General features: G+C 40.4%; 5 protein-coding genes. All 5 read right to left on the reverse strand.

What is annotated here, in order from left to right; genetic code table 11:
• Positions 1 to 35: 35 nt before the first annotated feature.
• From PCH01S_RS06700 to PCH01S_RS06720, 5 genes are read right to left on the reverse strand one after another with little or no spacing between them, the layout of a single operon-like run.
• On the reverse strand, positions 36 to 4,931 hold the full coding sequence (locus PCH01S_RS06700; RefSeq protein WP_042227889.1) for an SDR family NAD(P)-dependent oxidoreductase: 4,896 nt from the start codon (positions 4,929 to 4,931) through the stop codon (positions 36 to 38).
• A 16-nt stretch (positions 4,932 to 4,947) separates the two neighbouring features.
• On the reverse strand, positions 4,948 to 9,618 hold the full coding sequence (locus tag PCH01S_RS06705) for a beta-ketoacyl synthase N-terminal-like domain-containing protein (protein ID WP_042227891.1): 4,671 nt from the start codon (positions 9,616 to 9,618) through the stop codon (positions 4,948 to 4,950).
• 20 nt (positions 9,619 to 9,638) lie between these two features.
• Positions 9,639 to 10,880, reverse strand: a complete 1,242-nt coding sequence (fabD, locus tag PCH01S_RS29645) for an ACP S-malonyltransferase (RefSeq protein WP_218002295.1) — start codon at positions 10,878 to 10,880, stop codon at positions 9,639 to 9,641.
• 37 nt (positions 10,881 to 10,917) lie between these two features.
• A complete protein-coding gene (locus PCH01S_RS06715; protein WP_042227894.1) occupies positions 10,918 to 12,816 on the reverse strand; it encodes a beta-ketoacyl synthase N-terminal-like domain-containing protein in 1,899 nt (632 codons plus the stop codon).
• Between the two features lie 15 nt (positions 12,817 to 12,831).
• Positions 12,832 to 13,899: an ACP S-malonyltransferase gene (locus PCH01S_RS06720; protein ID WP_042227896.1), complete on the reverse strand. Its 1,068-nt coding sequence runs from the start codon at positions 13,897 to 13,899 to the stop codon at positions 12,832 to 12,834.
• Positions 13,900 to 13,905: the final 6 nt, after the last annotated feature.

Consider the following 13,905-nt stretch of genomic DNA (forward strand, 5'->3'; position numbering starts at 1 on the left):
GTTCGACATCCGAGATATGATGAAACAATCATGTATCATTTGTTACTTTTAATTACTTTGATCGCTTCATCTAAAGAGGATACATTGCCTTTTTCCACATTGTCTAACATTGACATAATATCGTCATCTGACAATTTATAATCCGGTACAATAAACGCCTTGTCATCGGATTGTTCTTTACCGATACCGCGCTTCTTATCAATGAGCCCCGCTAATTCTTCTACGGAAGAGTGCGTAAAAATATCCGTAATATCAATCGTTCTAGGATATATCGCATTTAGTTCCTTTAAAAGCTCCATCGCATGAATTGAATCCCCTCCGAGAGAATTAAAACTCTCATAGATATCAATCTCCCTTAAATCCAAAACGACAGCATAGCGGAACGCCACTTCATTCTCTGTGGTCGTATAATTATCATTTTTACCTATAACGTGTATATCTTCTGGTGTAATCGTTTGTTTTGCTACTTGTTTTCTCTGTGTATTGTGACGACTCATATGACGATCAAGGTTTTTCTTCAACCATGCCGACAGTCTAAATGGAAGATTGTTCTCCCCTATTTGTTGAAGAATGTCGTAATTGATTTGCCCTGGTAAAACATTACTTAAATCGTACTTTATGATCTCATTTAGCGCCTGAATAGCTACTTCCGTCTCCAGTGAACGGAATAAGGTAACGGCATCAGCAACCTGATAATCTACTGCCATACCCACTTCACTCCATCCTGGCCAATTCACAGTTTGCGCAGGTATACCTTTTTTCCTAAGGTACGGTGCATATGCATCAAGGAAAGCGTTCGCCGCGGTATAATCACTTTGCCCCGGTCCTCCTAATAAAGCCGTCATCGAAGAAAACAGGATAAAGAAATCAAGCGTCTCTTCTCTCGTCAGAGCGTCCAATACTACCGTACCATTAATTTTTGGTCTTATGACATCATGAAATGTATTCATATTTTTGTTAAACAGGAATCCATCTCCTGCCATTCCAGCGCAGTGGATAATGCCATTAATAGGACCATATGCGGTTTTTAGCTCTGATAGAATACTTTCCATTTGTACCCTATCACCAACATCCGTATAGCGAAGCAAAATGGTACACCCTAGGTTTTCGAGATATAAGATCGATTCAATCAGGGTTTTAAGTTTACGATCTCCATTCGAAAGTAATGTTTGCCACGTTGACCGGTCAGGCAATGCTTTACGAGCTAGAAGGCAGATTGTTCGTGCTCCCCTATTTCCTAAATCTATTGCCATTTGCAACCCTAATCCACCGGTACCTCCTGTAATTAAATAGACGCCTGTTGGCTTAATCTCCAGCTCCCTTATCGATTCTGGTTTCTGTTCGATCACAGTAAGTGCCTCCGTGAATCGTTGATTGTTTCGATATGCGACGCGGAAGGTTGGATTCTCCGTCAACACCTCATCTAGTACAGTTTCCATATCTGTTGCCTCATCTATGTCGATACAACGATAGCGAAGATTAGGATACTCTGTCGCAGTCGACTTGGTTACTGCTAGAAAGGCTGCGTGTGCAGGCTTGATACAAGCTTCTTCCCCTGTTACTTCATGTGCATAGTCAGTCATCAACACAAACTCGACAGAATCACGGATCGTTCTAAGTATCGCTCTGGTCAAATAAACCACACTATAGAGACCTTGATGTAATTCTTCTCCATATTGCTCCGCCGAAACGTCTGTTCGTGTAAAGTTAACGGTACTGAAGTGATAGACTGAACAAAGGTTGTTCACACCAATCGCAGCAAGCAGTTTGTCATAATCTTCCTCGTCCTCACCGACAGTAAACTGGGTTGCATCAATTTGGCTAAATTTATTGCCGATTGAGACAAAGAACAACCGACTGTCTGGATGCTGGATTCGTTCTGCAAGTGCACGAGCATAATATTCACCCTGGTCACAAAAAACTAATATATTACCTTGCACATTCTGAGTTTTTTGTATCGTTGTAGGTTGCAACATCCAGTTTACGCCGTAAAAGGCGTTCTTTTTAAACTCATTCATTTTGCTAATTTGCCTAAGCGTGACTTCTTCCGCCTCTGCGATCACATTGCCGGATATATCCACGAGTGAGACGCGGAACGAGAAAACTTCCGTGTTATTATCCTTCGTCAAAATAGTAATCTTACTATAAAAATGATTAGGAACCCGGCGATAGAATTTTAAGTTTTTATACGAGAAAGGCAATAGTTTACGCCCACCCGTATAAAGTCGGATAACGGGAATATTAATGGCATTGTCAACCAATGCCGGATGGAAAGAAAAATGGTCTAAATCAGACAAATACTTGTCTGGAATTTTTATCTCGGTTATAATCTCATCCCGATCACCATTTGCCTTGGTGAAGAAATTCATTATGGATTCCCAACGCTCACCAAAATAATTATCACTTTCCCAACTATTAAGAATTAGTTCTTTTTCTTCCAATCCTTGTTTAATACTAAACTTTTTCAAAGCGGGATCTGATTCTATTTCTGAAAATTGCAGCTGCTTAGGCGGCGTATCATCATGCATACTAACCGTACCCTTGGAATGTTCTATCCACACGTCCCCAGTCGATTCCTCATGCCTAGATACAACCGAAAAATCTGCATTAACGTCATTTTGGGTAATAACAATATGGATGTCCATATCCCCCTCATAAGCCAACAATGGAGCCATAAAAACGAGATCCTGAATCACAATATTTGCATTGTTAAAACAATGCTGGCATGCTTCTTTAATCATTTCAAGATATGCCGTTCCGACCAGCAGATGGGTGCCCATAAGCTTATGGTCGGTAACAACCCATTCTTTTGTTAGTTCGGGATTAATGAGATACACACTTTGCTTCATCGAATCAACAATACATTGATGAACAAGCGGATGTAATATCGTATTATCCGGTTTCCTAGTAATAGATTGTGCCATTGTAATCGGTTCAGCCCAATAATGCGTTCTATCAAATGGATAAGTTGGTAAGGAAACGCGCTTATATGAACCGTTTTGATACAACTGCTTCCAATCAACTGTGGCTCCTTTTACATATAGTTCACAAAGCTTGGAAAGTTGTGAAATGTTTTCACTCACCTCTCTCCCTGTTAAAACAAGTTTTTGCGCTTCTTGTGTTATCCGAGATAGCTCACTAGTTGAAATATCGCCTTCATTTATACTTTGCCGCTTATCCGATACGACATGATTTTTTCCATAGTAAATGCTATGATTGACCATATTTTTTAAATCGTTTTGTTTCAGAATAGCAAGTTTGTCTGTTAGGTCTTTGAGGGTATTGAATACAATAGCGATTCGATAGGTATAATGCCCCCGGCCCGTGTTCGCCGTATAGCATAGGTTACCGACCGGTATATCTTGTTCATTCTCAAGAAATTGTTCATAGTTATGAATTAAGTTTATTAAAGCGGTTTCAGTTTTTGCCGATAGAGTAAGTACATTATTTGAAGTCGTGTCCGGTAACAGATCAGAATCCTTATAATCTTCTACGATAATGTGGCAATTGGTTCCACTAAAACCAAACGCACTTATTCCTGCTCGCAGCGGCATTTCCCCGCTATCCCAATCCATGCATTTATCGACTACATATAGAGGTGAATTGATAAAATTAATGTATGGATTCGTCTCCTCAAAATGAAGACTCGGTGGTAACATCCGGTGTTTCATAGATAGAAGAACTTTTAAAAGATTTGTAGGACCGGCAGCACCGACCGTATGTCCGATGTTTGTTTTCACAGAACCAATTCCACAGAATTGCTTTTTATCCGTAAATTTTGAAAAAGCATTAGATAAGCCAGTAACTTCAATCGGGTCACCGAGCAACGTTCCAGTACCATGTGTCTCGACGTAACTGATAGATTCTGGTGAAACGTTAGCTCTTTTCCACGCATTAATGATGACTTCCTCTTGGGCAAGCGGATTCGGAGCAGTGATACCGTTTGAAGCCCCATCATTGTTTACCGAGCTCCCCTTTATCACACCGTAAATGTGGTCGCCATCTTTTATCGCTTTCTTTAGTGGCTTCAATAAGAATACAACAACACCTTCAGAGAACACCGTACCACTACACTTCTTATCAAAGGTGCGGATGCGATAGTCCTTGGATTGGACGGTGTCCATAATACTCATATCCTCATCTGATGTTTCTTTGTTATCACTATCTTGCATGTTGAAACCAGTGATGCCGAGGTTAATTCCACCCGCCAGTGCCATGTCACACTCTTGATTGCGAAGAGCGCTGCACGCTTCATGTATTGCGACAAGTCCGGAAGAGCAGGCAGTATCAAGGACGAGAGCGGGCCCTTTTAAGTTAAACGTATAGCTAATACGGCTTGCTAAGATCCCATTCCAAAATCCACTTAGTTTCATCTGATCATCTTCGGTCAGGTATTTATAATGGATAGAGTTCGTTTCATCTTTTCCTACAAATACACCCATGTTCGAATTGGTTATCGACGGAATGCTATAACCGGCATCTTCGATGGCCGTCACCGCAGTTTCCATGAATACCCTTTGCTCAGGTTCGATATAGCGTGCTTCCCGGGGAGGAATTCCGAAAAAGGCTGCATCAAATTTATCCCAATCCGTAACATAACCACCTTGAAACTGTTCAAGTTTGTCATAATTTTCTGGCGAAGGTGTATAGCCGATATACTCGGCAAAAGCACTATTCTTTAAGAGCATTTTGTCAAAAACGAGCCTATCTTCAGGTTTCGGTACAAAACAAACCCTACTATTTACCAAGTTACCCCAGAATTCTCCTGGATTTTTTGCCATAGGCAGCCTGTTTGCAACGCCAATGACCGCTATTTCGGTTAATTTCTCTTCTTCATTTTGTTGAAGCTTCGCTAACAAATTTACTGCTTCTGTTTGGGAAATATGCTTCATGCTGAGTTGATCTAAAATAAATCTCTTTACAGTGTTCATAACTAAATCCCTCCTTTTAATTGTCCTTATCAAGTAAGGCTAGCACCTGCTCCATATCCATATCACCTGAAACGAATTGGTCAACCATATCCTGTATGTTATTACTACTTTCTTTCTTAACTGTTATCTTGTCGCTCTTCATTGTCTTTGCCTCAATATATTGCGCGATTTCTACTACTGTAGAATACACAAACATATCCGTAATCACGATGATACCGGGGTAGAACTTATCCAGTTCTTTTTGAAGATATGCAGCAAGCAATGAATTGCCACCCGATTCAAAAAATTTAGCATAGATATCCACTTGATCTTTACCGAGAGTTTGCGACCAAGCGTAGATTACATTTCTTTCAATATCCGTAATATCGCTCATACTCTTCCCGATCACAACGATCTCTTTATCCTCAAGGCTAGTCCCCTTACTCCAATGACTCTGATCGTTACCTCTATGATTGCTGCCATTCTCAAACAAACTGATGATAAGATTGTCATGTTCTATTTCTAATGCTTTGTAATCAATATCTCCGATCAGTACCTGTGGCAGCTTTGTTTTTAAGGCATGCCAGAACGCGGCGGCTCCTTCTTCATCATTAAGGAATCGCACATACACCCCTTCTTCGCGTATGCCACTTACTACCGCCATCCCTGATTCACGCCACCCTGTCCAGTTAATGGTCAAACTAGGCAACCCTAATGTACGGCGGTAATATGAAAAACTATCCAGAAACGCATTCGCAGCGACATAATCGCTTTGTCCTGCTGCACCGAATATGGAGGCGTAAGAAGAACACATCACAAAAAAGCTTAACGGATCATCGCGCGTCAGTTCATGCAATACCCAGGTTCCGGCAATTTTAGGCCTTAAGACCGATTCATACGTATGCCATGTCTTATTCATAATGAAACCGTCTCCAGCAATACCGGCAGCATGTATTACCCCGCGGATCGCTCCATGTGCATCTCGTAATTGCTGTAATGCATCATCCATTTGTACATAGTCAGCAATATCAACCTGCATAATATCCAATGAATATCCTTGAGACCAAAGGCTTTGTACCTGCTCCAGTTTCTTACGCAGTGTTGGATCAAGAGGCTCCGATAGAAGCGAAAATGTATCTCTTGAATAGGTCCTGTTAAGCAATACGATATGAATAGTGGGATTAAGGCGGAATAAGTACTGGGAAATGGCTAACCCCATGCCACCTAACCCTCCTGTGATGATATAAACCCCGTTATCGACTAACGTCATTTGTTCATCATCAAGGGTTGTTCCATGTGTGACATTGTTAAGTTGTTGCATATACTTCACATTTTTTCGATAGGACACAGCATGCAACAATTCATTGCTAAGCATGTCTTCGATTAGAACATCTGCAGACGTATCGTTATCAATATCTATTACGCGTGTCTTTATGTTCGCATACTCTCTGCCGATCGTATTGACCATCCCACTCAATCCGTAGCTCAACGGTTGAATCCGTTCTTCCTCACCGGTTACTTTCGTTGCATTTGAGGTGAATATAACCAAGTTTATTGAATGACGAACATCTTGGTTAAGTAAGGCCTTTATCAGATTAAATGTGCTTTCGAAGAGCAACTCCATCTCTGTTATAACCTGTGAGACTGATTGCATCTCTTCATGAATAAGCGAAGCAATATGAACAATATATTTAATATTCTCCTTCGCCAATGAAGATAGAATGGTATCAAAATCACAGGTCTCATTTAACTCTACAGCTATTATCCGCTTTCCAAAGTACTGACGTATCTCCAACATCAAAGACGAATTAAGCTGCCCTCGACGATACATTATGAGTATGCAATCGTCTTCCTTCACAACATTCACCGTTTTATCAATGGGGTCAGAGCAAGCAATCCAGTGTGTCGTTCTATACTGTTGTTGGGAGGACTTCATAAAGTTCTCCTCGTCATGGATTTTTTTAATAACATAATTGTTCAGCTCCCCAATGACATGAAAATCCTCGTCCAATAGCGTGACGTCAAAAGCCGCAAACTCCTGAGTTACACGTTCTTGCTCTTTTAGTTTAATATAGCTATACATTCTAGGCGGAAGAGGTTGATAGAAGCGCGCTTGTTCGCAGGAGAACGGCAAAAATACATCATTAATAATCAAATTTCCAGAATTAATTGCCGGATCTAGTAAAGACGGAAACAGTATATATTGATCCACTTCTGCTAGTAATGTTTTATCAACTGAGAAACAAAGTAAAAGTTCTTTATCATTTTTATAAAGCGCCGATAGATTGTTCCACTTATTACCTGTAATTTCTACAATTGATTTAGGTGCCAACGATGTATGCTTATCCATTACCTCACAACGAGCTATAATCGAAGTGATATCGATTGACCTATTTTTAGGGGATGCATGTTTTCTTGTGCGCACAGATACTTCTAAATGATGGATCCATTCAACTTCCTTATCGTTTTTGCTAAAGCAATTTACCGTAATGACATCATGCTCCTCCCTTATGATGGTATGAATCGTACGAGTTTCATCCCTGCCACAAGCAAATGGAACACAATATAATAGATTCTCAATATCAAATTGAGCATGTTTTAAATACCGAGTACTTACGAATACGGCCATTTCAAAAAAAACAGTGCCAGGTAAAACATGAACACCATTTATCATATGACATTTTAATTCCCAGCATTGTTCAACATTCATCTTTGTCATATATACATGCATACGATGGGTATCTAACACACATGTATGAACTAATGGATGAAGATTCTCTTTGCGAGATTCGAATAATTCTTTTTCTTGTCTAGACGGTAACGAAACCCAATATCTTTTGTGATCGAACGGATAAGTAGGGATGCTCAATTTACGGCGTTCTTCTTTTCCATATAATTGTTCCCAGTCAATAGCCGCACCTTGGACATATAGTGCAATTAATTCATTTAATAACTCCTTATGGTGCCCTTCGTCCGGCTCATGGATAATTTGCTGCGTTATGTCAGCAGCTTTTTGCGAAAGTAATTGCACCGTATCGCGGTGAATATATCCATCCGTAATATCGGAATCCGTTATTTTATGTTCGCCAAAGACATACCGGTTATCGTTAGCATGCTGTGTGAAACTAATCGCAAAAAGATCATCCGGAGAATGAAGAATCATCGCAAAACGACATTCAAAATGAACTCTCCCGACATTGGCGGTATAACATAAATCATCAAGATTGCAGTTTGGCATTTGCGTCAAGTGTTGCTTATACAGCTCAATGTAACGGCGAACAGTCTGTTCATCTTTGGCTGAAACTGTAAATATCCGAGACTGTTTTGGACTATCTATTACACTCTCTACTTGGGGGGCTTCTTCTAAAACGAGATGGCAGTTTGTTCCGCTCATGCCGAAGGAACTAACGCCACATCGTCTTGGATAATGCGTCGGCTCCCAATAACGTAACTTATCATTAACATAAAGAGGAGATGATGAAAAATTAATCTTTTGGTTAGGTGCCGTGAAGTGAAGCGTTGGAGGTAATTGCTTATGCTTTAGCATTAAAACTGCTTTAAGCAGCCCTACCGCTCCTGCTGCACTATCAAGGTGGCCCACGTTACTCTTTACAGATCCGATTGCACAGAATTGTTTCTTGTCCGTCACTCGGCTGAACGCACGTTCTATACCGTTAATTTCAACAGGATCGCCAAGTTTTGTTGCTGTACCATGCGCTTCAATATATGATATCGTCTCAGGATTGATTCGAGCGTCTTTCCATGCGCTTCTTATGACAGAATCCTGAGCTTCGGCATTTGGTGCAGTAATGCCAATCGAAGCTCCATCTTGGTTGATACTTCCTCCTTTAATAACCGCATAAATATTATCGCGGTCGCGGACCGCATCGCGTAACGACTTCAGGATAAAACATATAACACCTTCTCCTGTGCCTGTACCGTCTGCATCATAGTTAAACGTCTTCGTTCTCGAAGAAGAAGATTCAATCCCCATCTTGTTCTCAATCACTTGTGGTGCGGGTGTTAGTCTGAAGCGAACAGAACCCGCAATCGCCATTGTAATGCTGCCATTAATGATTTGCTCACAAGCCATATGCACAGCTACCAAAGAGGATGAGCAAGTCGTATCAATATTAACTGCCGGTCCTTTTAGATTTAATAGGTAGCTAATTCTACTTGCGATAATGGCATCCACATTCCCAGAAACTGAAATTCCGTACGTATGCGCATCACTCTCTTTCAGCAACGAACGGTAGGAATCAGGCGGACTTGTATAGCCTAAAAACACACCTGTCGGACTTCCTTTTAAACAACCGCCACCATAACCTGCATCCTCAAGCGCTGTCCAAGCCGACTCCAAAAACATACGCTGCGCTGGATCCATGAATTCAGCTTCCCGAGGTGAGATATTAAATACACTTGGATCGAATAAATCGATTCGTTCCATATAAGCACATTGCCCTAAACCTTCAGGCATTTCCTTCTGTTGCATGCACTGATATGATCGAACCGCATCCTGATACCGTTGTTGCGGAAAATCAGTGATCAGGTCCATCCCATCGCGGATATACTCCCAAAACTCATTAACATTGTTGGCTTTTCCAACTTTTGCATGTAAACCAATGATCGCTATATCTTGAGCAGAAGGTTCATGACAATCGGAATCGGATAGCGAATACGGTATTTGCTTAATCATATTCAAATCCACTGGATAGCCCCCTTCTTTTGTTAGATTGCATTGTAATCAAAATGCTCGAAAATGGTTTCTGTATTGGAATCTCTGAATAACTCTTTTAATCTTGCGATCTGTTCTTCCCGGCTTGTTTGTTTCGTTTTGAACATCGTTAGTAGCATCGTAATAGCCTGTTGCATCTCATCTTCAGTAGCAATTCTTCCTTCATTTTCAATCTCGCTCTGAAGTGCACTTAACTTGCTATAGGGTTCAATAACCCCACGTTGGTATTGTTCACTATCCCAATTATTATTACGGGTAGCCGCAAAAATACCTAAACTTCTGGACAAAAACGGAATAGCAGTATTCTGAATGTGTTTTTCAAGTTTTTCGATATCATTAGTATGGTCATACGCAAATATAGGCGTGTCACCGAAAATGTTATTCATCAAGTTCTTAAGTACATGTCCCGGACCTACTTCCACGCCATACTGAATCATATATTTTTTAGCATAGAGCATGCAGTCTACCCAGCGAACAGGTGTGTAAATTTGCGCTGTAAGATTAGGAATGATATCTTCACTGCCAAGGTAAGGCTTAGCTGTTACGTTAGAAAGCACAGGTATCGTGAAATTTGTAAACCGGTATTTATTAAGTTCTTCTTCAAAGAGCGTTGCGACTGGTTGCATAATGCCACAATGAAATGGAGCGCTTACATTGAGATAAACAGATTTTAGCCCCTCTTCATTCAGTAAAGTTACAACCTTATCAACAGCTTTACGATGTCCGGAAATCACGGTTTGCGTGCGTGAATTATAATTAGAGATACTTACCAACTCGTTTGATTGAGTAACCGAATGACAAATATGCTCAAGTTTCTCCACATCACGCGTCAACACTGACACCATGCAGCCTGCTTCCGGTGCAACCGCTTCTTGCATCAACTCTCCCCGTTTACGCACAATTCTGACCGCATCAGCAAAATCGATGGCACCTGCGCAAGTGAGTGCAGTAATCTCACCTAAACTATGTCCGGCCATTAAGTCAGGTTTAATCATATGCCTATCCATCAGTACACGAAACATGGCTACACTTGTTGTTAAAATCGCAGGCTGGGCATTTTGTGTTAATGTTAAATTCGCTTGATCACTTTCAAAACACAGCTTCTTTAGATCAAATGACAATGCATCACTCGCTTCCGCAAATACATCTGAAGCGATTTTAGAATTTTCACATAGTGTTTTCCCCATGCCAACATATTGTGAACCTTGTCCCGGAAAATAGAATGCTTTTCTCATCATAATAATTGATTAGAACGTTCATTAACGCCCTAATCTACCCTCCTATCCAACATTTCGATTGTGTAAAACAATAACCTGGAACATCAATCAATCTGGGTTGTTCATCATGAAACAATATATTAAAATCAATGGCATAACCGTTTACATAGTACTCAGCGATTTCACGCATATCATACCTGGCAAAAGAAGACAACATGCCTTGCTCTACATTACGATTTTCTGCAACGCTCTTTCTTCTTTTCTCATCATAGTAAATATCATGACTGGATCTGTTTTGAACGATCCATTGGCTTAAAGTATCATAGAGGTCATCAAATGTACGGTAAACAACCGCTAGGCGATACGGACTATAATGCTGCCGACGTGCCAGAACCGTATAGGAAAAATCAAGCGCGTTAGCCGTCTCCGTATCCTTATATTGCTTTACAAATTCCGTAAATTTGCTGATTGTCTGTTGCAAGGAAACAAGCGTGTGCCCCGAAATACAAAATAAATAGCAGTCTTTAATCCATGGCTGTAAATTCCGTTCATCAGGAATATACTCTTCATATATGGTAAGTGCATTCCCTCCGCCATACCCACTAGAAAACGATGCAACGATACGTTTTTTCCCTTCCTCAACTTCCCAGTCTTTTAATTTGTCGTTAATATAAAATGGCGAATTGATTAAATCCAAATAGGAGGAAGGGGTATCAAATTTATAGACAGGCGGTATCTGTTTATTTTTTAAGGCAAGCACAGAACACACAGCATTACTAAAACCTAGCATTGCTTCTGAATAGCCTAAATTCACACTCGTTAGTCCAAGTGCACAATATTGTTTTTTCTGTGTAGAAGTTTGAAAGCCATTAATCAATCCTTTAACTTCTAACGCTTGTTCAATTCTTTCACAATACCCTTCACCGTCAACATACGTAATATCTTCCGCGCTTAGATTCGCATCAATAAGCGCTCCCTGTACGACTTGTGTAATCATTTCCGAACTTGTTTGCAGAAAGTCAATGGTCGCCCCACCACTGTTATTTGTATCTATCCCCCGGATAATCCCATGTATCCGGTCTTGATCCGCCACCGCCTTATCAAGCGGCTTTAAATACAAGGCGATTGCTCCTTCTCCTACATAGTTACCACCAGGCTCATCATCAAAGCCTTTACTCGCAATATCCGGCGCATGATGAAAAACTTCATTCAATACGATTCTTTGATCAAGCAAATGCGAAATATTGATTCCCCCGACAAGTGCTGACGTAATTTTACCCATTTCAAGCAAATTGCAAGCTTCATAAAGCGCTACTGCACCACTAACACAGCTATTCTCAATTACAGTTGAAGGACCTCGCAAATCAAATTTATTTGAAAGGCGTGTAGCAAGAAAGCTAGTCCAATTCAACATATACGATTTCATGTTAATATCATCGATATGCTTAAGATAATTAACTAATTGGTTAGCAGTAAAATTAGCGGCGATATACACCCCTGTAATCTCATTTCTGCGGTCTGTGCCAAGATAACCGGCATCTTCAAGTGCCCGGTATGCAGCTTGAAGCATGATTCTATGGCTAGGTTCCATCAATGATGCATCTTCATGCGATATACCAAATAACTCATAATCAAACTCATCGATATCTGATAAGATGGCACCATAATGATAATTACGCTCATCAGTATCTAATCCACCCAACAATTGCGCGGCACGTGTTATTCTATCCTTTGGACATGCCTGTACTAACGTGCGCTTGTTCGATATTACATCCCATATGTCGTTATAATTATCCGACAAAGGAGATTTCCAACCCATCCCAACTATAGCAACCGGTGTCTTTTGCGAATTCAGTCCCTTTAACAATTGACCCGCTTCTGCTTTATCTATTCTTCCGTCTTTAAACATCGAGATAACAAGGTCCATTGCATTCGTCTTTTTAGTTGTTACCATATTGTCGCTCCTTCCTTAAGACATACCACTAACCGGTGTGCCCTTTGCTAGTAACGTGGTCTTATTCAAATCAATGAACATATCGACTTCTTCGATGAGAGTTTCTTCCTGGAGATCGGATAGTCTTAGGTTTATCTCATTGGCCTCAGTCTTTTTTCCATGCATAATTTGCATAAAATAGCGGCTTGCATCTGCCATATCCGAGTCGGAAGGTTGTTCATTGGTGGACGAGTACTTATCATAGATGTCTTTCAACTGATTGTAAGGCGTAACGACATTTTGAAGATAATCCCTATCGTCAAAATTATTGTTTGGTACACTAACTGCAACTCCTAACATCCTTGACAACAAATACGTCTTATTAAATAACTTTCTTTTCTTGAACAGTTCCGTGGAATAATAAGGGTCGCCTTCATAATCCACCGTAAGAACACGTGCTGCAGGCTCAACATCTAAAACCTGAGGACGCAACATGTTGGAAGGACCTATTTCAATGTAGCGATAAATACCTTGGTTCGTCATATATCGAATCGTATCTTTCCATCGGGTCTGGGTATAAGGTTGTAACATTAACCTGACAATATCTTCACTGTCCGTATATATTATGCCATCTACAGTGGTGATAACGTTTTCAACATGCCTTTTTAAAGTTAGTTTTGAAATAAGTTCCTGTAACCGAAATGATATTTCTTCCTTATTTGATGCATCGTTTTGGGACAAAGTAATTTGACTATGTTCTACGAGAAAATTAAGTGCATCTGAAAAATCGATTGCCCCTGAACAAACTAATGCCGACAGTTCTCCTATATCGTGACCTGCATAATAAGCCTCCTTAATATTAAATACGTCTTGAAATACAGTGAAAAACGCAATGCTCGTTGTCAAAATAGCTGCCGGCACAAATGTTTTATCATTGAATTCCTTACTATCACCGTACATAATTCGTTCCCGCAGATGATAACCTAGACACTCGTCAGCAATATCAAAAATCCTTTTTGCTGATGCATAGTTGTCATACATGGATTTTCCCATTTTTAAATATTGTGATCCTATGCCTGGCAGTAAGATCGCTATGTTGGACATAAACGC

The organism is Paenibacillus chitinolyticus NBRC 15660, from assembly GCF_000739915.1.
In the GTDB taxonomy this organism is placed as follows: Bacteria; Bacillota; Bacilli; order Paenibacillales; family NBRC-103111; genus Paenibacillus_F; species Paenibacillus_F chitinolyticus.